An 18888-nucleotide genomic window follows, 5' to 3' on the forward strand; every position below is an offset into this window, starting at 1 on the left:
GCCGTTCCCGGGCTGGCTCCACGGGGCTACTCGCCGGCGGCGACCAGGCCCGTCTCGTACGCCAGCACCACGGCCTGGGCCCGGTCGCGCAGACCCAGCTTGGCCAGGATCCGCCCGACGTGCGTCTTCACGGTCTGCTCGGCCACCACCAGGTCGCCCGCGATCTCCGCGTTGTTGCGGCCCCGGGCGATCAACCGCAGCACCTCGGTCTCGCGTGGAGTGAGCCCGGCCAGGTCGGTGGGGCGCGGGCGGCGGCGGTCCGGACGGGCCGCGAACTCGGCGATCAGCCGGCGGGTGACGGCCGGGGCGAGCAGCGCGTCACCGGCCGCCACCACCCGCACCGCCTGCACCAGATCGGCCGCCGGGGCGTCCTTGAGCAGGAAGCCGCTGGCCCCGGCGCGCAGTGCCTCGTACACGTAGTCGTCCAGGTCGAAGGTGGTGAGGATGAGTATCCGAGGTCGCTGCGCCGACCGGTCACCGAGCAGCTTGCGGGTGGCCTCCAGCCCGTCCATGACCGGCATCCGCACGTCCATCAGCACCACGTCCGGGTCGAGGTGACGGGCGGCGGCCACGGCCTGCTCCCCGTCGGCGGCGTCCCCCACCACCAGCAGATCCGGTTGGGCGGCGAGCAGCGCGCCGAAACCCTGCCGGACCATCGCCTGGTCGTCGGCGATCAACACCCGGATCATCGGACCCCGCCCTCCGCGTCGTACGGCAACTCGGCCGCCACCGCGTAACCCCCGTCGGGCAGCGGTCCGGCGGTGAACGTACCGCCCAGCGAGGTGGCCCGCTCCCGCATGCCGGTCAGCCCGTGCCCGGAGCCGCCGTCGGCGGTCGGTCGGACGTCGGCCGGGGAGTTTTCGACGCGTACCTCCAGACCGGACCGACCGGCACGGACGGTGACCCGCACCGCGGCGCCGGCCGCGTGGCGGGCCGCGTTGGCCAGGCTCTCCTGCACGATGCGGTACGCGGCCAGCCCGACCGGCGCGGGCACCCGGTCGTCGTCCGTCAGCTCGGTGTCCAGGGTCACCGGCAGCCCGGCCCGGCGTGCCGCGTCCACCATCGCGCCCAGGTCGGTCAGGTCCGGCTGCGGTGCGGTCTGCGGCCCGGTCGTCTCGCTGCGCAGCACCCCCAACAGCCGCCGCATGTCGGTGAGCGCGTCGCGGGCCGACGCGGCGATGGCGACGAACTCCGCGGCCGCCGGGGCCGGCACGTCGGTCAGCCGGTACGGGGCGGTCTCCGCCTGCACCGCGATCAGCGACATGTGGTGGGCCACCACGTCGTGCAGCTCCCGGGCGATGCGGGTGCGTTCCTCCAGCACCGCGCGGCGTTCCTGCTCCCGCTCGCTCAGCTCGGCCTGCGCCGCCAGCGCGTGCCGGGACAGTCGGTTGCGGCGGATCAGGTCGCCGACGATCGCCAGCGCGCCGAGCAGCAGCAGGACCGGAACCCGGTTGTCGGGGTTCACGAGGGTGAGCACCGGCACCGTGCTGATCGTCACCACCCAGGCCAGCACCGGCCGGTCGACACGTGCCACGACCACCGCGAGCACCGCGATCGACCCGAGCGCCAGCGGCGGGGTCCACGGCCAGGCCTGGTCGGCCGGCGCGTTGAACGTGCAGATCAGCAGGGCCAGCACCGCCAGCCGCCAGGCCAGCAGCGGACGCCGGGGCAGCGCCAGCAGCGGCGCCACCGTCATCGCCGCGAACAGGAGCGCGATCGGCGGCGGCAGGCCCCAGTCGGTCTCCACGGTGAGCGTGATCAGGAAGACGCCGAGCGCGGCGAGCAGGCCGACCGGGGCGGCGTAACGGGCCGGGCCGGGCCAACGGGCCAGCAGCGGCCGTTCGGGCCGGGAGTCCGGGCCCAGCAGGGTCTGTCGCAGGGCCCGCAGGGCGACGGCGATCGGATGCCGGTTCACCACCCGGAGGCTACGGGCCGACCCCGCCACGAGGCGTGCCACCAGGGGTTGATCCCGGTGTCGTACCCCAGTGTGACGCGACTCCCGTTAGCGCTTACTTGCGGGTAACGCCTAGGCTCCGACGCGTCCGTGCTGACCATTCGCAAGGGGGAACAGTGGCCCGTACCGTGCTGGTGACCGGGGGCAACCGGGGGATCGGCCTGGCCATCGCGCAGGCCTTCGCCAAGCAGGGCGACCGGGTGGCGGTCACCCATCGCAGCGGCGAGGCACCTGACGGGCTGTTCGGCGTACGCGCCGACGTCACCGACGCCGCCTCGATCGACGCCGCGTTCACCGCCGTCGAGGCCGAGCTGGGGCCGGTCGAGGTGCTTGTCGCCAACGCCGGCATGACCGCCGACACGCTGCTGCTGCGGATGTCCGAGGAGCAGTTCACCGACGTGGTGGACACCAACCTCACAGGCGCGTTCCGGGTCGCGAAGCGGGCCTCCGGCAAGATGCTGCGCGCCAAGTGGGGCCGCATGATCTTCATCTCCTCGGTGGTCGGCCTGGCCGGCGGCGCCGGGCAGGTCAACTACGCCGCCAGCAAGGCCGGCCTCGTCGGCGTCGCCCGCTCGATCACCCGGGAGCTGGGCAGCCGCAACATCACCGCGAACGTGGTGGCGCCCGGCTTCATCGACACCGACATGACCGCCGGTCTCTCCGGCGACCGCAAGGCGGAGATCCTCAAGTCCATCCCGGCCGGCCGGATGGCCAGCCCGGACGAGGTCGCCGCCGTGGTCACCTGGCTGGCCTCCGACAGCGCCGGGTACGTCTCCGGCGCCGTCATCCCGGTCGACGGCGGCCTCGGCATGGGCCACTAACCCTTTTGACTACGGAGGAAATCTGCGATGTCCGGACTGCTCGCCGGTAAGCGGCTGCTCGTCACCGGTGTCATCACCGACGCCTCGATCGCCTTCTCGGTGGCGAAGCTCGCCCAGGAGAACGGCGCGCAGGTCGTGCTCACCGGCTACGGCCGGCTCTCCCTGGTCGAGCGGATCGCCAAGCGGCTGCCCGAGCCGGCGCCGATCATCGAGGTGGACGTCACCAACACCGAGCACCTGGCCGGCCTCGCCGACCGGGTACGCGAGCACGTCGACGGCCTCGACGGTGTCGTGCACTCGATCGGCTTCGCCCCGCAGAGCTGCCTGGGCGGCGGCTTCCTCGACGCGCCCTGGGAGGACGTGGCGACCGCCCTGCACGTCTCCACCTTCTCGTACAAGTCGCTGGCCATGGCGGCGCTGCCGCTGATGTCGCCCGGCGGCGCGGTGGTCGGCCTGACCTTCGACGCGACGAAGGCGTGGCCGGTCTACGACTGGATGGGCGTGGCCAAGGCCGGCCTGGAGTCCGCGTCCCGCTACCTGGCGATGCACCTGGGCAAGCAGGGCATCCGCAGCAACCTGGTGGCCGCCGGGCCGCTGCGCACCATCGCCGCGAAGTCGATCCCCGGCTTCGACCAGTTCGAGGAGGCCTGGGCCGGGCGGGCCCCGCTGGGCTGGAGCCTCACCGACCAGGAACCCGCCGCCAAGGCCTGCCTGGCGCTGCTCTCCGACTGGTTCCCGGCCACCACCGGCGAGATCGTCCACGTCGACGGCGGCTACCACGCCATCGGTTCCTGACGCTGCACCGCGACGCTCCCTGGCCGCCGTCCGCGTGACCCACGCGTCCGGACCAGGGGGCGTCGCCAGGACGTCCCGGCCGAGGGGCGAGAATGACCCCATGTCGTACGACGCGGTGGTGCTGGTGTCCTTCGGCGGGCCCGAACGGCCCGAGGACGTGATGCCGTTCCTGCAGAACGTGACCCGGGGCCGAGGCGTGCCGCCCGAGCGGCTGGCCGAGGTCGCCGAGCACTACCAGCACTTCGGTGGGGTGTCCCCGATCAACCAGCAGTGCCGAGACCTGCTGGCCGCCGTCCGCGCCGACTTCGCCGTGCACGGTGTCGACCTGCCCGTCTACTGGGGCAACCGCAACTGGGACCCGATGCTCGCCGACACCGTGACCCAGATGCGCGACGACGGGGTCACCCGGGCGCTGGCCTTCGTCACCAGCGCGTACGGCGGCTACTCGTCCTGCCGGCAGTACCAGGAGGACATCGCCGCCGCCCGCGCCGCCGTCGGTTCGGACGCCCCGGTGATCGAGAAGCTGCGCCAGTTCTGGGACCACCCCGGTTTCGTCGAGCCGCACGTCGACGCGGTCCGGGCGGCCCTGGGCCAGCTCGACCAGGCGTTGCGGGACACCACCCGGCTGGTCTTCACCGCCCACTCCATCCCCAGCTCGATGGCGGCAAACGCCGGCCCGCACGGCGGCCGGTACGAGGCGCAGCTGCACGAGACCGCCCGGCTCGTCGCTGCGGCCGCCGCCCCCGACCTGGCGTACGACCTGGTGTGGCAGAGCCGCTCCGGCCCGCCGCAGGTGCCGTGGCTGGAACCGGACATCAACGACCACCTGGCCACCCTCGCGCAGGGCGGCACCACAGGTGTGGTGGTCAGCCCGATCGGGTTCGTCTCCGACCACCTGGAGGTCGTGTGGGACCTGGACACCGAGGCGTCGGAGACGGCGAAGCAGCTCGGCCTGGACTTCGTGCGGGCCGCCACGCCGGGCATCGACCCGCGCTTCGTGAGCATGGTGCGTGAGCTCGTCACCGAGCGGACCGACCCGGACGGCGCGCAGCTGCGCCGCTGCCTGGGTGAGCTGCCCAGGTGGGACACCTGCCCCACCGTTTGTTGCGTGCCGACCCGTCGCCCCTGACCTCTGAGGATCATCATGCATGACCGCAAGCCCGTGCAGAGTTGGCTGACCGACATGGACGGCGTGCTGGTGCACGAGGGCCAGCCGGTGCCCGGCGCACCCGAGTTCATCAACCGGATGCGCGCCTCCGGGAAGCCGTTTCTGGTGCTGACCAACAACTCGATCTACACCCCGCGTGACCTGACGGCCCGGCTCAGCCGGATGGGCCTGGACGTGCCGGAGGAGGCGATCTGGTCCTCCGCCCTGGCCACCGGCCAGTTCCTCGCCGACCAGCGGCCGGGTGGCACCGCGTACGTCATCGGTGAGGCCGGGCTGACCACGGCGCTGCACGCCGTCGGCTACGTGCTTACCGACTTCGCGCCCGACTACGTGGTGCTCGGCGAAACCCGCACCTACAGCTTCGAGGCGATCACCAAGGCCGTCCGCCTGATCAACGACGGTGCCCGGTTCATCTGCACCAACCCCGACGTGACCGGCCCGTCCGTGGAGGGCGCGCTGCCCGCCGCCGGCTCGGTGGCCGCCATGATCTCCAAGGCGACCGGCGTGGAGCCGTACTTCGTCGGCAAGCCCAACCCGATGATGATGCGCTCGGCGCTCAACACCATCAACGCGCACTCGGAGAGCACCGCGATGATCGGTGACCGGATGGACACCGACATCCTGTGCGGCCTGGAGGCTGGGCTGGAGACCATCCTGGTGCTCACCGGGATCAGCAGCCGCACCGAGGCGGAGCGTTACCCGTACCGGCCCTCCCGGATCATCAACTCGGTCGCGGACCTGCTCGACGAGATCTGACCAGTCGCGGTGCCGCGATGCTCGTGGCGGTGCTGTGACGCGGTCCGGTCAGGGGCGCAGGGGGGCGTTGCAGGCGGCCACCAGGGCCTGCCGGCAGGCCGCGGTGAGTGGCCGCAGGGCCGCGTCCCGTTGCTGCGCCTCGTAGTTGTTGATCGCGCCGCCCGGGGCGGCGTGCCCGGCCAACGCCAGCACCCGGTCGAGCACCGCGGCCCGGGCGAAGAGCCGGCGGGCCCGCGGGTCGAAGCCCGGTGGGAGGTCGGTGGTGCCGTCCGGGCGGCGGAGCGCGGCCAGCGCACCGGCCAGCTCGGGCCGCCACTGGGCGACGTCGAGGCGGGTCAGCACGGCTGTCGTCTCGGCCAGCGCGGTGGCCAACTCGGCCTCCGCCTCGGCGGCGCCGGGCAACGAGAGGGACGCGGCGGCGGCGTTGGCCGGCAGCGGATAGACCCGCCAGAGCACCGTCTCGAAGCAGTCTCCGGAGCCGGAGGTGTGCAGCCGCACCTGGGGGATCAAACCGAGCCCGCCGGCGACCACCGCCTCGCCGGTGACCAGCGCCGCTCCGGCGAAGTCGCCGGGGCCGGGCAGCCCCCGCGGGTCGCCCGGCGCGGGCAGCACCAGGCGGATGTCGTCCGGGGAGAGCTTGGCCAGGGTGGGCAGCGCGGCACCCAGCGGGACGTCGGTCCAGGTGCCGGGGGCGTCCGCCACGAGGTGCTCCTCGTCGCCGGCGATGGCGTCGGCGACCTCGTCGTACGGCACCAAGCCGGCGCGCCACGCGCGCACCCAGGCAACGAACCGGCTGGACCGGCGCGGCGCGAGTGTGGCCGCGCCCGTTGCGGGGGTGGACATGCCGAAAGGGTACGTGGTCACGACCGGCCCTGTCTCGGCTGCCGCTCCGGTCGCCCGGCCTGCCCCCAACTGCCCTGTTCGCCCTAATCCCCGCCCCCTCTGGTCGGCGGTCAGGGGGCGGGGCGGTGTGTCGGGGGCCGGGGTGGGCGCGGGCTGGGTTTAGCGTGATCGACATGGCGGGGCGATACGGCGAGGATGTGTTGGCGGGCGACTGGCGACGGCGCAGGGTCACCCCCGAGGTGGACGCCGAAGTGGATCTCGTGGTCGAGGATGCCGACTCCGGGTTCTGCGGAGCGGTGGTGGGCTTCGAGGCTGGCGCGGTGGTGTTGGAGGACCGGCACGGTAAACGGCGCAACTTTCCGCTGCTGCCGGCCGCCTTCCTGCTCGACGGCAGCCCGGTGACGCTGCGCCGACCGACCCGCACGACGGTGCCGGCGGCCCGTCGGCGGACCGCGTCCGGCTCGGTCGCCGTGGACAACGTCCGGGCCCAGGTGGCGAAGGCCAGCCGAATCTGGGTGGAGGGCATCCATGACGCCGCGCTCGTCGAGCGGATCTGGGGCGACGACCTACGGATCGAGGGCGTGGTGGTCGAGCCGTTGGACGGCATCGACGCCCTCGACGCCGAGGTACGCGACTTCGGCCCCGGCCCGACCCGACGACTCGGCGTGCTCGTCGACCACCTGGTGCCGGGCAGCAAGGAGAGCCGGATCGTCGCCCGGGTGAACTCGCCGCACGTGCTGGTGACCGGGCACCCCTACGTGGACGTGTGGCAGGCGGTCAAGCCGTCGGCGTTGGGCATCGCGGCCTGGCCTGTGGTGCCGCCGGGGCGGCCGTGGAAGGAGGGGGTCTGCGCGGCCCTCGGCGTGGCCGAGCCGGCCGACATGTGGCGGCACATCCTGTCCCGGGTGAACAGCTTCGCCGAGGTGGAGACGCCCCTGATCAACGCCATGGAACGCCTCATCGACTTCGTCACCGAGCCAGCCTGACCGCCTGGTCCGACCAGCGTCGGGTCAGGGAACCTCGTCCGGGCTGCGGGTGAAGACGAACGTGGCGATGTCGATCGCCCGCACCCGTCCGCTGTCGTCGCGCAGCACCGACAGGATCTCGCCGTTCTCCGGGCCGGAACGTCCCCGCCAGCGGTCCGTCCCCTCGGCGACGAACCGGCTGACCCTCTCACCGCGTACATGGGCCACCAGGTCACCCGCGTCCCAGCGCAGGTCCAGTGACGTGCCCATCCACCACCAGCGACCGATCAGCTCGGACACCTCGGCGTCGGGCGCGGCGGTGGCCGGCCGCCACGGCTGCGGGAGCGCCGGCTCGGCGTCCAGCACGGTGGTCAGCAGCCGGCGGCCGAGCCCGGTGATCGGGAAGCCGTACGAGTTGGCGAAGCCGACCACTGCGGTGCGGGTGGGCCGGTGCACCATGAGGGTGGCCACGTACCCGGGCATCGACCCGCCGTGCCCGACGTACACGCGTTCACCGTCCCGGTAGAGCTCCAGCCCCAGGCCGTGCCCGCCGGTCCAGGAGTCGGGGTCGCTGATCGCCACGGGGGAGCACATCTCGGTCAGGGTCTCGGCGGCCAGCACCGACGGGTCGGGCTCGGCCAGGAACGCGGCCCAGCGGCCCAGGTCCTCGATCGTCGACCAGAGCTGTCCGGCGGGGGCCATGGCCCCGGTGTCGGTACGGGGTTCCTCGCGCAGGGTGCCGTGCCAGGGGTGGACGACGTAGCCGCGGGCGTACGGCTCGGTGGCCGCGTAGGTGGTGCGGCGCAGGCCCAGCGGGGTGAGGATCCGTTCGTCGAGCAGTTCGGCCCAGGGTGTCCCGGTGAGCCGTTCGAGCAGTCCGCCGAGCAGCCCGTACGCCAGGTTGGAGTAGTGGTACGTGCGGTGCGCCGGGTAGGCGATCTTGGCGGCGTCGACCTCGGCGAGCAGGGTGGTCAGATCGACCCCCGCCGCCCGCTCCCACCAGTCGCCCTCGGGTTCGCGTTGCATGCCGCTGGCGTGGCTGAGCAGTTGGCGCAGGGTGAGCGCGCCCACGCCGGTGCCCGGCAGGTGCTGCTCCAACTGGTCGTCGACGGCCAACCGGCCGGCGTCGCGCAACTGCATGATCAGGGTGGCGGTCATCGTCTTGCTGATCGAGCCCAACCGGTACTGCCTGTCGACATCCGGGCGGGGGTGTTCGCCGGCGACGGCCAGGTGCGCCAGCGTGCCGTCGCGGACCACGCCCAGCACCAGCGACGGGGCGTGACCGTCGGCCTGCGCCTGGGTGACCTGGGTGTCGATCTGTCGGACGGTCTCGGGTAGCAGGGTCAACGGGATCTCCTCGGGTCGGGCCGCCGATTCATGGTGTTTTGGGGGTCCGAAAGGGGCCTCGCCGAGCCTACTGATCTTCGTGGGGAGGCCGCGCGTGCATTTGCGTGTCACGATCGGGGTGTGGACGCCGTGGTGTGGATCGTTTTGGGTGTGCTGCTGGCCGTCGCGGAGATCTTCACGACGACGCTGTTTCTGATCATGTTCGGGGCCGGGGCGTTCGCCGCCGCCGGTGCGGCCGCCCTGGGCGCGCCGGTCGCCGTGCAGGCGCTGGTCTTCGCGGTGGTGTCGGCGTTGAGCCTGGTGGTGGTCCGACCGGTCATCCGGCGGCACAGCCGCTCCGCGCTGGAGAACGGCGAGCAGCCGTTCGGTGTGGAGGCGATCGAGGGCTCCACCGCGCTGGTGCTGGAACGGGTTGACGCCGAACAGGGTCTCGTCAAGATCGACGGCGAGTTGTGGAGCGCCCGGTCGTACGACACGACGCAGGTTTACGACCCCGGTCAACGGGTTCGGGTGATAAAGGTCCGGGGCGCGACCGCCCTGGTGTGGCAGGACGATGTTTCTTCCGCCGGCGAGCTGCCGGAATCGAGAGGGTGAACGGAATGACCTTAATCGGGGTGGTGGTGATCGCGGTGGCGTTGATCGCCGTGATAACGCTGGCCAAGGCGGTGCGGATCGTGCCGCAGCAACGCCAGGACGTGGTGGAACGGCTCGGCAAGTACAAGCGCACCCTCAGCCCCGGTCTCAACCTGCTGGTGCCGTTCATCGACGCGGTCCGTACCAAGGTCGACATGCGGGAGCAGGTGGTCAGCTTCCCGCCGCAGCCGGTGATCACCTCGGACAACCTGGTGGTCTCGATCGACACGGTCCTCTACTTCAAGGTGGTCGACTCGGTCCGGGCCACCTACGAGATCTCCAGCTTCCTCCAGGCCATCGAGCAGCTGACCGTCACCACGTTGCGTAACGTGATCGGCTCGCTCGATCTGGAGCGGGCGCTGACCAGCCGCGACGAGATCAACAGGCACCTCTCGGGTGTGCTGGACGAGACCACCGGCCGCTGGGGCATCAAGGTGACCCGGGTCGAGATCAAGGCGATCGAGCCGCCGGCCAGCATCCGCGACTCGATGGAGAAGCAGATGCGCGCCGAACGGGACCGTCGTGCGGCGATCCTGACCGCCGAGGGGCACAAGCAGTCGGTGATCCTCACCGCCGAGGGTGACAAGCAGTCGGCGGTGCTGCGGGCCGACGGTGACCGGCAGGCCCGCATCCTGCAGGCCGAGGGTCAGGCGAAGGCGATCCGGACGGTCTTCGACGCGATCCACCAGGCCAACCCGAGCCAGAAGGTGCTCGCCTACCAGTACCTGCAGGCTCTGCCGCAGATCGCCCAGGGCAGCGCCAACAAGGTCTGGATCATCCCGGCCGAGCTGACCAAGGCCCTGGAGGGGATGGGTGGCGCCCTCGGTGGGTTGAGCCAGATGGTCGGGGACCTGCCCGCACCGGAGGCCGCCGAACACGCGAGCCAGGTCGAGCGCGAGGCCGCCGCGGCGGCGCAGGCCGCGGCGGACGCCGCCCAGCAGATCCACGACGAGGTACGCGTCGCCGAGGCGCAGGCCACCGGCGGCAAGGGGAGGCAGGGGCTGCCCGCGCCGGAGCCGGTGTCGCCGGCCAGCCTCGCGGAGGAGCCGGCCGACAAGCGCGAGCGCGGCTGATCACGGCTTAATACGAGAAAGACTCATGGGGCGCTCCGACGCCTGCCACGATCGGTCCTAGGACGGGTGGTGACCAGGCAATCGGGGCGCCCCGGCGCGTCGGTGCACCGCTCGACGACGAGCGAGGTGACGCATGAAGGATCCGGCGAATCGGATGTGGTCCTCGGCCCCGGTGCCCGGCGCGCACGACCCGGTCGGCCCACTGGGCTCCCGGCGCAGCGGTGGCGGGTTCGGCGTACTGCCCTTCGTCGGCGAGCCGACCCCGGGCGCTCCCGCCACGAACGCCAGTTGGGCCTGGTCGGTGCGTCGGTTCGCACGGGCGGCGGTCTGGCTGCTGCCCGCGTACGCCATCCTCTACGGCGCGGTGGCGATGGCCAGCGACGGAGGGGTGGGCAACGACCCCTATCCGGCCGACGGCCGTGCGGTGTACCTGATCGGTTGGGTGGCCGCGGTCTGGCTCGGCCTGCTCGCGCTGCTGGCCCTCACCGGGCTGCTGGCCGCGACCCGCAGCCGCCGGATGGCCGCCGCCGGGCTGCTGGTCAGCATCGCCGGCACCGTGCTCATGCTGCCGTTCGCCGGGCTCGAAGAGCAGACGCCGGTCTTCGGCACCACCGCGCGGTCGCTGGTCCTGCTCGGCGCGACGTTCTACAGCGCGGGCTGGTTCCTCACCGGGTGGGCGGTGGCCCGCTCGGGCACCTTCAGCCTCGGCGACGGCGTCATGCTGATCATCGCCGCGCCGCTGCTCGGCCTCGGTGGCGCCCTGATCGGCTCGTTGCAGACGTTCGGCGCGATCTTCGTACTGATCGCCGGCATCGGCATCGGCTACCGCTCCGGCCGCCTGATGCCCCGCGAAACCGCCCGCGACGCCGCCGCCGCCAGCCTGAGCACCCCCAACCCCTAATCCTCCGTCGATCATGAAGTTATTGCCACGACACGCCGACGCGGATGGCAATAACTTCATGATCAACGCGGCTGGGCGGGGTGGGGGAGGGGGCGTGAAGTTGGTGACAATTGGCGGGTGGGGGTGGTCGGTTGGCGGTTTTCGTGGCAATCCTGGGGAGCATGGCCGCCCCCCGCTCGCCGCTGTCGCGGCTGCTCACCGTGCTGCTCACCGGCGTGTTGGCCGGGCTCGTCCTGGCCGTCGCCGCGCTGCCGGGCAACCTGCTGCTCGGGCTCACCGCCCGCTCCGCGCTCGGGTCGTACGCCGCGTTGCCGGCCTCGCTGAAGACCCCGGCCACACCGCAGCGCTCGTACCTCTACGCCAACGACGGCAAGACGCTGATCACCACGTTCTACGACGTGAACCGCACCGACGTCCCGTTGTCGGAGATCGCCCCGGTGATGCGGCAGGCGATCGTGGCGGCCGAGGACCGGCGCTTCTACGACCACGGTGGCGCGGACCTGCGCGGCCTGGCCCGGGCGGTGGTGGCCAACGTCAAGGGCGGCGGCACCGAGCAGGGCGGCTCGACGCTGACCATGCAGTACGTCCGTAACGTGCTCAAGACCGACCCCACCCGCACCGCCGAGGAGCGGGCTGCGGCGACCGACCCCACAGTCGGCCGCAAGATCCAGGAGATCCGGTACGCGAGCGCGCTGGACAAGAGCCTCGGCAAGGACGAGATCCTCGACCGGTACCTGAACATCGCCTACTTCGGCTCCGGCGCGTACGGGGTCGCGGCGGCCAGCCAGCGGTACTTCGGCAAACCTCCGGCGAAGCTGACCCTCGGCGAGTCGGCCCTGCTGGCCGGTCTGGTGCAGTCCCCGGACGCGTACAGCCCGATCAACGGGGACAAGGACGAGGCGCTGGCCCGCCGGTCGTACGTGCTGGACTCGATGGTCGCCACCAACGCGATCACCGCCGCACAGGCCGCCCAGGCCAAGGCCGAGCCGCTGGCCCTGCACCCCACCGCCCAGCCCAACGGCTGCACCGCCGTCTCCCAGGGCCACGACGACTGGGGTTACTTCTGCGACTACCTGCGTCAGTGGTGGCTGACCCAGCCGGCCTTCGGGGCCACGGTCGCGGAGCGCGAGCAGGCGCTGCGTTCGGGTGGCTACACCGTGGTCACCTCGCTGGACCCGAAGATCCAGGCCACCGCGCAGCAGCAGGCCACCAAGGTCTACTCCTACGACAACAAGCGCGCCCTGCCGATCGCGGCGGTCCAGCCGGGCACCGGGCGGGTGTTGGCGATGGCTGTCAACCGGCACTACAGCCTGGCCGACAACCCGGCCGGGCAGGCGAACTACCCGAACACCGTCAACCCGTTGATCTCCGGCGGGGCCAGCGTCGACGGGTACCAGGCGGGTTCGACGTTCAAGCTGTTCACCATGCTCGCCGCGCTGGAGTCGGGCCGTACCCTCTCCACCGGTTTCGACGCGCCCGCCAAGCTGCCCACCCGGTACGCCGCCGAGGGGCCGGGCAGCTGTGACGGCCACTGGTGCCCGGCGAACGCCAACCCGGACTGGATGGACGGGTACCGGATGATGTGGGACGGCTTCGGCCGCTCGGTGAACACCTACTTCGTCTGGCTGGCCGAGCAGGTCGGCCAGGACAAGGTGGTCGAGATGGCGCAGCGGCTCGGCATCACGTTCCGCGCCGACTCGGACGCCAGCTTCGCGAAGAACAACGCCGCCGACTGGGGTTCGTTCACCCTCGGTGTGGCGGCCACCACCCCGCTGGACCTGGCCAACGCGTACGCCACGGTGGCCGCCGAGGGCACCTACTGCACGCCGGTGCCGGTGGTCTCGGTGACCGGCCCGGATGGCGCGAAGGTGCCGGTCGGGCAGCCCTCCTGCAAGCGGGTGCTCGACGCCGACGTCGCCCGTGCCGCGACCGACGCGGCGCGCTGCCCGGTGGGCCAGCAGTCGGCGTTCGGGCAGTGCAACGGCGGCACCGCCACCGGTGTGAACGACATCCTCGACGGCCGACCGGTCGCCGGTAAGACGGGTAGCTCGGAGGAGAACTCCACCGAGACGTTCGTCGGCTTCACCCCGCAGGTCGCGGTGGCCGGTATCGCCGCCAACCCGGACGACCCGGCCGACTCGGTGGGGTCGGCGGTGCAGACCAAGGTGATCGACGCGGTCGCCCGGGTCCTCGCCACCGCAGTCAAGGGCCAACCGGAGAAGGCGTTCGCCGCGCCCAGCCACGAGCTGGCCGGCGACCCGCACCGCCCGGTGGACCGCCCGACGGTCCCGAACCGTCGACAGGACCCCACCACCGACGACGACCCCCGCTCGGCCCTCCAACGCTGGCTCGACCGCCGAGGCTGACCATCCACCCCCACCCCCGCACGCCGACCCGTCCCGCCCTTTGACAGTGTCCGGGTAATGCCGATGAGCGCCCACCTGATCTTGCTCGGCTCGCACCGACCAGGTGCGTGCCGGCTGACCGCAGCTCATTCATCCGAGAACCTGATCTCGATGTCGAGACCACCGGAGGTCCGGGTCCGGGCGTCGAGGGTCGCCCCGTGCGCCTTGGCGATCGTGCGGACGATGGCCAGACCGAGTCCGTGCCCGTGTCCGTCTGGGTGCCTGGTCCGGCGGTTGCCGACCTGCCGGAACGGCTGGAACAGCGCGTCGAGTTCACCGGGCGGCACCACCGGGCCGGAGTTGCTGACCCGGATGGCGCTGCCGGTCGCGGTGGTCATCGTGCTGATCTCGACCCACCCGCCCGGCGCGTTGTGCCTCACGGCGTTGTCGACCAGGTTGACAATCAGGCGCTCGATCAGGTCGGGGTCGCCGGTTGCCGGCGCCTGTTCGAGGGAGGTGTGTATCCGGATGCCCCGCCTTGCGGCGTCCTGATGGCAGGCGGCGGTTACCTCGGCGGCGGTGTCGGCGACGTCGAGTGGGGTGTGCAGTTGGAGGCCCTGTTCGCCGTGCGCCAGGGTGAGCAGCGCCTCGATGAGGCGTTCCTGTTGGTCGCTGAGCGTGAGGACCTCGTGGCACGCTGACCGTAGCGTCTCGGTGGTGGCGTCGGGGTCGCGATGTACGAGCAAGAGTTCCCTGGCGTCACGTACACCGTCGCCCCGCACTTCGGCTTCCAGAAGGACAACAAGAAGCTGGAAAAGCGGATGGCCGGCTGGCCGGTGCCGTCGGTCGTCCCGTTCGCAGGAACCTGGCTGGGCCAACTCGACGCGTCCTACTTCGAGTCCCGGCCCGGGCAGCCGCCCGCGGCCAACGGCTACCCCGGCGCAGACGCCTACCTCTACACCGGCCCCCGAGCCCTCATCCTGCGGCAACAGATCGCCGCCTCCACCGTCCTGGACACGAAGTACATCACGGAACTCCGGCGACGAGCCACCGCCGTAGCGGATCCCCCCGGCGGCCTCATGCACCCAGAAACGTTCTTCCGACGCGAACTCGAGTCAGGCGCATTGGAATTCGGGACCTGACACACCGGGGCGAGGAGATGGGACTCCGACGCGTTGCCCAGTGTCGCGTGTCGGAGTTCTTTCGACGGTGGGTTTCGGTGAGGATCTGGTCGGCGGTCTTGGTTCAGAGGAACGGTTCGCAGCGCTGGTTGTAGGCGTCGATGAAGGTGCGGATGGCACCGAGCAGGCCGGGTGGACGGAGGCGAGGTCGGTGACTACGTCGCTCGAGATGACCTTGAGCATCCGGTGGGCAATTGTGGAGAACCGTCGAGCTACCGCGGAGCTGGAGCAACCGATCGAGGATCGGTCCCTCCGGCTGCTTACCGACGAAGAACGCCGCGATGTCACCTACCACCGTCCGGGCCGGCTTGGTGACCTGCTGTTCAACTGGTTCGTCTGACCTGGTCGTGAACACTTCGCGGCAGATGTGTGTGTTGCTCCGGGCCGGAGGCCCTCCGTCTGCGGGCCATCGGGGTGCTCGTCGGCTGGCATAGAACTTCCGCTGTGGCCTCGGTTCTGCGCCGGGGCCACAGCTCTTGGCTGGCTGGCCAGAGAAGTCGCCCTAGTGACGGGGATGGGGCCGGTGTTCTCCGGCCCCGGTGATCAGCAGTCGAGCCTGGGTGTCGATGGGTGTGGTGCTGCCGGCCTCGTAGTTGCAGAGGTTCACGTAGACGTACCCGTTGGCGGGGTACCACTCCAGGGCGGTCGAGATGCCCATGGTGGTGCCGCCCTTGTGGCCGAGGCCCCAGTGGTCGTTGACCAGAACCGCGCTGAGGCCGTAGCACTCGAACAGGGACTGCGCGGGTAGGCCGGGCTTGGGCGGCAGCGGCGGCGCCGGGAACTTGGGGGTGGTCGCCAGCCAGGTGTACGCGGTGTCGAGCAACTTGCCGCCGGTCAGCGCGGTGACGAACGCGGTCAGGTCGGGGGTTGTGGAGAAGGCGCCGCTGGCCCCGTGGCCGATGTACGTGTCGAGCAGGTGGTTGTCGACGCGCGCGCCGCCGGACGGCGGCGGGGCGTACGGGTGGGCGATGCGGCGGTTGGTGTCCCACTGATCGCGGTTGTAGAAGTCGGAGCTGATCATCCCGGCCGGCCGGAAGATGTGCTTGCGGACGTAGTCGTAGAAGCTCTGGCCGGAGACGGCGGCGACGATGTAGGCCAGGGTGATGTAGCCGTCGTTGCTGTATGTGTAGCCGGTGCCGGGCGGAAACAGCAACGGTGCCGCCTGGACGAGCTTCAACAGCTCGCGGGTCACCTCTGCCTCGCTGGTCCAGGACCTGAGGACGTCGCCGCTATCGCGTGCCACGTCCGCCAGGCCCGAGGTGTGCGTCAGCAGTTGATGCACGGTCACCGTTTCGCCGATTGCCGCAGGGAAGCCGGTCAGGTAGGCGCTCAGCTTCTCGTGGTAGGCGACCTTGCCCTGCTGTACGAGCTGGCCGATCGCGATACCGGTGAAGATCTTGGTGATCGAGCCGAGCGCGAAGATGGTGTCCGGCCGGTTGGGGATGGACTGCTCCTTGTCGGCCATGCCGTACGTGCGCGACAGCACCGGGCGACCGTTGTGCAGCAACAACAACGTGCCGGAGTACCGGTCGGTGGCGGCGGACTGGGCGATGAGCTGATCCAGCGCTCCGCCGGGCCGCAGGTCCGCCGGGACGGGATCGGACCCGCGGTGGTCGGACTCGGCACCGGCGTGGGCGGAGGCGGGTACCGCCAGCAGCCCGCCGGTGGCCAGCGGCACTGCTCCGAGCAGGCCCAGCACGGAGCGTCGAGAGGGTCGCAGTGTGGTCATGCCACCAGCCTCCGGTCCCGGCTGCGCTACCCGCATCCGGCCGGAGTCGTCATCGCGTTCTGTCGCGCGAGGGATGTGCGCCACGCCGGGGTCCGTCGTACGACAGACGCGGCGGCCCGGCGGCGGACCGTAGGCTTGCCCGGTGGCAGGACAGGTCCTCACCGCGGCACGCCGGTTGGCCGGTCGGGCGGCGCTACGCGACGCCTCGCTCGCGGCCGGCCTGCTCGCCGCGGTCGCGCTGCTGGGCCCCCCGCACCAGCGCGCCGTGGTGCTCTGGTGGATCGCGACCGGCGTCGCCGTGATCGCGGTGGGGCTGCGCAACCGCTGGCCGCTCGCGATGCTGGTGGTCAGCACGGTATGCGTCGCGGCACACGTGGCGCAGGGCTCGCTCATCGGCGGGTCCGACGCCGCCGTGCTGATCCTCGTGTACACGGTCGCCGCCCGCCGATCGCCGGCGACGTCCCTGGCCACGCTCGCCGGCGTCCTGCTGGTCCTGCTCTGCTGGAACGGATACTTCGCCCTGCGCGGACGGTCGGCACCGGGCATTCCATCGATGGCCTTCCAGGTCAACAACGTCGAACAGGGCGCGGGCCCGGCGTTCGAACGTACCGAGTTGATCGCCGGCGACAACACCGGCGGGGCGGCCCGGTGGAGTGGCCCGGCCGTGCTGGGCGGCGCGCTGGTCGCGGCGTGGGCGATCGGCTCCGGCAGCCGCAGCCGCCGCGCCTACCTCGACCAGCTCGCCGCCCGGGCACGGGACCTGCAGCGCGAACAGGACCAGCGGGCCGCCCTCGCCATGGCCGCCGAGCGCGACCGGATCAGCCGGGAGCTGCACGACGTCGTCGCGCACGGCCTGTCCCTCATCGTGATCCAGGCGCAGGGCGGCGCGGCGGCCCTGGACGACCAGCCGGCTGAGACCCGGGTCGCGCTCGATGCGATCGTGCGCACCGGCCGCGCGTCCCTCACCGACATGCGCCGGGTCCTCGACGCACTGGGCGAGGGCGAGGACGCGTGGCACCCGCCACCCGGACTGGCGCAGCTGCCTACCCTGGTCGACCAGGTACGCCGTGCCGGCACCGGGGTACGGCTGCGCATCGATGGCGTGGCCGCGCCGCTGCCCGCGCCGCTGGACCTGTCGGCGTACCGCATCGTGCAGGAAGCGCTGACCAACGTGATGAAGCACGCCGGCGCGGGTTCGTCCGCTGACATCGTTCTGTGCTACCGGGAGACCGAGCTCGACATCGAGATCCGCAACGGTACCGTCGGAGGCGGGGCCGATGGCGGCGGCAAAGGAGGTGGCGTGGTGGTGGCCGACGGCAACGGCCTGTCCGGCATGCGGGAACGGGTCCACCTCTTGGGGGGACGGTTCACCGCCGGCCCCCGGCCCGACGGCGGGTTCCAGGTGTGGGCCAACCTGCCGATCGGAAACAGGCGAGCATGATCCGAGTGCTGCTCGCCGACGACCAGGCACTGGTCCGTACCGGATTCCGGCTGATCCTGACGCAGGCGCCCGACATGGCGCTGGTCGGCGAGGCCGCCGACGGGGAGCAGGCCGCCGCCATGACTCGCGAGTTGCGGCCGGACGTCGTGCTGATGGACGTCCGGATGCCATCCGTCGACGGGGTCGAGGCCACCCGCCTGATCCGGGCCGGCGGGGCGGGCCCGACCCGGGTCCTGATCCTGACCACCTTCGACCTCGACGAGTACGTCTACGCCGCGCTGCGGGCCGGCGCCAGCGGCTTCCTCCTCAAGGACACCCTCGCCGCCGACCTGCTCTCCGCGATCCGCGTCGTGGCCACCGGCGACGCGGTAGTGGCGCCCAGCGCGACCCGCCGGCTGCTCGAACGATACGTACCGGCGGGAGCACCGCAGGCCGCCGTCACCGACCCCGGTGTGCTGACCGAGCGGGAACGCGAGGTGCTCACGCGCGTCGCCCGGGGCCTGTCCAACGTCGAGATCGCCGACCGGCTCCACCTGTCCGAGGGCACCGTGAAGACCCATGTCAGTCGCGTGCTGGCCAAGCTCAACCTGCGCGACCGGGTCCAGGCCGTGGTGTACGCGTACGAATCCGGCGTCGTCCGCGCGGGAGCCGCCGACCATTGAGCGGCCAGCGGTCCTGGAGCGCACGTTCGACCAGCTCGCCGAGGCGATCCGCGCCGAATAGCCGTCCAGCCCAGGCCCGTGGGCTCCAGCCGGATGGACTTTCACAACGCGCGCGCGAGCAGCAAGCGACAGCCACCCGCAAGATCAGGTGCACTGTATTCGGCAGAAGCGGGCAGGTGACCGAGGTGGCGCTCGGCGTCTATCAGCTACCCTGAGTGACGCCGCGCTTGAGATTGTGACCATGAGGTGGGGCCGCCTATGGCCGTCAGAATCA

General features: G+C 71.6%; 19 protein-coding genes. 13 read left to right on the top strand and 6 right to left on the bottom strand.

Translation table 11 applies throughout. The features are described 5' to 3' along the window. Positions 1–26 precede the first annotated feature (26 nt). Entirely contained in the window at positions 27–689 is a 663-nt protein-coding gene (locus ACLQ3B_RS03635; RefSeq protein ID WP_425777288.1) for a response regulator, read from the bottom strand. Beyond that, positions 686–1915 (bottom strand): sensor histidine kinase, encoded by a 1230-nt coding sequence (locus ACLQ3B_RS03640; protein WP_425777290.1) that lies wholly within the window; start codon positions 1913–1915, stop codon positions 686–688. Before ACLQ3B_RS03640 ends, ACLQ3B_RS03635 begins: the two co-directional genes overlap by 4 nt. A 155-nt stretch (positions 1916–2070) precedes the next feature. Between ACLQ3B_RS03640 and fabG the strand changes: the two genes are divergently transcribed. The 4 genes from fabG to ACLQ3B_RS03660 all read left to right on the top strand — a co-directional run bounded on the left by fabG (position 2071) and on the right by ACLQ3B_RS03660 (position 5494). Further along, on the top strand, positions 2071–2775 hold the full coding sequence (fabG, locus tag ACLQ3B_RS03645) for a 3-oxoacyl-ACP reductase FabG (protein ID WP_124823314.1): 705 nt from the start codon (positions 2071–2073) through the stop codon (positions 2773–2775). A gap of 27 nt (positions 2776–2802) precedes the next feature. After that, positions 2803–3570, top strand: a complete 768-nt coding sequence (gene fabI, locus ACLQ3B_RS03650; protein WP_425777292.1) for an enoyl-ACP reductase FabI — start codon at positions 2803–2805, stop codon at positions 3568–3570. A gap of 100 nt (positions 3571–3670) precedes the next feature. Beyond that, entirely contained in the window at positions 3671–4699 is a 1029-nt protein-coding gene (locus ACLQ3B_RS03655) for a ferrochelatase (protein WP_425777294.1), read from the top strand. A 15-nt stretch (positions 4700–4714) separates the two neighbouring features. Further along, positions 4715–5494 (top strand): HAD-IIA family hydrolase, encoded by a 780-nt coding sequence (locus ACLQ3B_RS03660; RefSeq protein ID WP_425777295.1) that lies wholly within the window; start codon positions 4715–4717, stop codon positions 5492–5494. 48 nt (positions 5495–5542) lie between these two features. On the opposite strand, the gene ACLQ3B_RS03665 is transcribed toward ACLQ3B_RS03660, so the two are convergent. Further along, positions 5543–6337, bottom strand: coding sequence for a hypothetical protein (locus ACLQ3B_RS03665; RefSeq protein WP_425777297.1), 795 nt, complete (start codon positions 6335–6337; stop codon positions 5543–5545). Between the two features lie 173 nt (positions 6338–6510). Between ACLQ3B_RS03665 and ACLQ3B_RS03670 the strand changes: the two genes are divergently transcribed. Continuing rightward, positions 6511–7323 (top strand): DUF3097 domain-containing protein, encoded by an 813-nt coding sequence (locus tag ACLQ3B_RS03670; protein ID WP_425777298.1) that lies wholly within the window; start codon positions 6511–6513, stop codon positions 7321–7323. A 24-nt stretch (positions 7324–7347) separates the two neighbouring features. Here the strand turns inward: ACLQ3B_RS03670 and ACLQ3B_RS03675 are convergent, their stop codons facing one another. Beyond that, a complete protein-coding gene (locus ACLQ3B_RS03675; RefSeq protein ID WP_425777300.1) occupies positions 7348–8649 on the bottom strand; it encodes a serine hydrolase domain-containing protein in 1302 nt (433 codons plus the stop codon). A 120-nt stretch (positions 8650–8769) separates the two neighbouring features. On the opposite strand from ACLQ3B_RS03675, the gene ACLQ3B_RS03680 reads away from it, so the two are divergent. The 4 genes from ACLQ3B_RS03680 to ACLQ3B_RS03695 all read left to right on the top strand — a co-directional run bounded on the left by ACLQ3B_RS03680 (position 8770) and on the right by ACLQ3B_RS03695 (position 13622). Continuing rightward, positions 8770–9243 carry an NfeD family protein gene (locus tag ACLQ3B_RS03680; protein ID WP_425777302.1) on the top strand — a complete coding sequence of 158 codons (474 nt, stop codon included), beginning with the start codon at positions 8770–8772 and terminating at the stop codon, positions 9241–9243. Between the two features lie 5 nt (positions 9244–9248). Beyond that, positions 9249–10355: an SPFH domain-containing protein gene (locus ACLQ3B_RS03685; RefSeq protein ID WP_425777304.1), complete on the top strand. Its 1107-nt coding sequence runs from the start codon at positions 9249–9251 to the stop codon at positions 10353–10355. Between the two features lie 133 nt (positions 10356–10488). Further along, the gene (locus tag ACLQ3B_RS03690) at positions 10489–11256 is read left to right on the top strand and encodes a hypothetical protein (protein WP_425777306.1); all 768 of its coding nucleotides are present in this window, start codon (positions 10489–10491) and stop codon (positions 11254–11256) included. Between the two features lie 161 nt (positions 11257–11417). Next, positions 11418–13622: a transglycosylase domain-containing protein gene (locus ACLQ3B_RS03695; protein ID WP_425777308.1), complete on the top strand. Its 2205-nt coding sequence runs from the start codon at positions 11418–11420 to the stop codon at positions 13620–13622. 125 nt (positions 13623–13747) lie between these two features. Here ACLQ3B_RS03695 and ACLQ3B_RS03700 read toward each other — a convergent pair whose 3' ends face one another. Then, the gene (locus ACLQ3B_RS03700; RefSeq protein ID WP_425777310.1) at positions 13748–14347 is read right to left on the bottom strand and encodes a sensor histidine kinase; all 600 of its coding nucleotides are present in this window, start codon (positions 14345–14347) and stop codon (positions 13748–13750) included. On the opposite strand from ACLQ3B_RS03700, the gene ACLQ3B_RS03705 reads away from it, so the two are divergent. Further along, positions 14336–14743 carry a hypothetical protein gene (locus ACLQ3B_RS03705; protein ID WP_425777311.1) on the top strand — a complete coding sequence of 136 codons (408 nt, stop codon included), beginning with the start codon at positions 14336–14338 and terminating at the stop codon, positions 14741–14743. The genes ACLQ3B_RS03700 and ACLQ3B_RS03705 overlap by 12 nt on opposite strands. 67 nt (positions 14744–14810) lie before the next feature. Continuing rightward, positions 14811–15122 (top strand): hypothetical protein, encoded by a 312-nt coding sequence (locus ACLQ3B_RS03710; protein ID WP_425777313.1) that lies wholly within the window; start codon positions 14811–14813, stop codon positions 15120–15122. 162 nt (positions 15123–15284) lie between these two features. Here ACLQ3B_RS03710 and ACLQ3B_RS03715 read toward each other — a convergent pair whose 3' ends face one another. Next, positions 15285–16511: a serine hydrolase domain-containing protein gene (locus tag ACLQ3B_RS03715; RefSeq protein WP_425777315.1), complete on the bottom strand. Its 1227-nt coding sequence runs from the start codon at positions 16509–16511 to the stop codon at positions 15285–15287. A gap of 142 nt (positions 16512–16653) precedes the next feature. Between ACLQ3B_RS03715 and ACLQ3B_RS03720 the strand changes: the two genes are divergently transcribed. Both ACLQ3B_RS03720 and ACLQ3B_RS03725 read left to right on the top strand, forming a co-directional pair. Beyond that, positions 16654–17952: a sensor histidine kinase gene (locus ACLQ3B_RS03720; RefSeq protein WP_425777317.1), complete on the top strand. Its 1299-nt coding sequence runs from the start codon at positions 16654–16656 to the stop codon at positions 17950–17952. After that, positions 17949–18614, top strand: coding sequence for a response regulator (locus ACLQ3B_RS03725; RefSeq protein ID WP_425777319.1), 666 nt, complete (start codon positions 17949–17951; stop codon positions 18612–18614). Before ACLQ3B_RS03720 ends, ACLQ3B_RS03725 begins: the two co-directional genes overlap by 4 nt. The last annotated feature ends 274 nt before the right edge of the window (positions 18615–18888 follow it).

The organism is Micromonospora sp. DT53 (assembly GCF_049841535.1).
Taxonomy (GTDB): domain Bacteria; phylum Actinomycetota; class Actinomycetes; order Mycobacteriales; family Micromonosporaceae; genus Micromonospora.

What these genes read in the sequence shown, in the direction of transcription:
- ACLQ3B_RS03635 (WP_425777288.1), bottom strand. Translation starts at nt 689, where the DNA reads ATGATCCGGGTGTTGATCGCCGACGACCAGGCGATGGTCCGGCAGGGT.
- fabI (WP_425777292.1), top strand. Translation starts at nt 2,803, where the DNA reads ATGTCCGGACTGCTCGCCGGTAAGCGGCTGCTCGTCACCGGTGTCATC.
- ACLQ3B_RS03655 (WP_425777294.1), top strand. Translation starts at nt 3,671, where the DNA reads ATGTCGTACGACGCGGTGGTGCTGGTGTCCTTCGGCGGGCCCGAACGG.
- ACLQ3B_RS03660 (WP_425777295.1), top strand. Translation starts at nt 4,715, where the DNA reads ATGCATGACCGCAAGCCCGTGCAGAGTTGGCTGACCGACATGGACGGC.
- ACLQ3B_RS03665 (WP_425777297.1), bottom strand. Translation starts at nt 6,337, where the DNA reads ATGTCCACCCCCGCAACGGGCGCGGCCACACTCGCGCCGCGCCGGTCC.
- ACLQ3B_RS03670 (WP_425777298.1), top strand. Translation starts at nt 6,511, where the DNA reads ATGGCGGGGCGATACGGCGAGGATGTGTTGGCGGGCGACTGGCGACGG.
- ACLQ3B_RS03685 (WP_425777304.1), top strand. Translation starts at nt 9,249, where the DNA reads ATGACCTTAATCGGGGTGGTGGTGATCGCGGTGGCGTTGATCGCCGTG.
- ACLQ3B_RS03690 (WP_425777306.1), top strand. Translation starts at nt 10,489, where the DNA reads ATGAAGGATCCGGCGAATCGGATGTGGTCCTCGGCCCCGGTGCCCGGC.
- ACLQ3B_RS03695 (WP_425777308.1), top strand. Translation starts at nt 11,418, where the DNA reads ATGGCCGCCCCCCGCTCGCCGCTGTCGCGGCTGCTCACCGTGCTGCTC.
- ACLQ3B_RS03705 (WP_425777311.1), top strand. Translation starts at nt 14,336, where the DNA reads ATGTACGAGCAAGAGTTCCCTGGCGTCACGTACACCGTCGCCCCGCAC.
- ACLQ3B_RS03715 (WP_425777315.1), bottom strand. Translation starts at nt 16,511, where the DNA reads ATGACCACACTGCGACCCTCTCGACGCTCCGTGCTGGGCCTGCTCGGA.
- ACLQ3B_RS03725 (WP_425777319.1), top strand. Translation starts at nt 17,949, where the DNA reads ATGATCCGAGTGCTGCTCGCCGACGACCAGGCACTGGTCCGTACCGGA.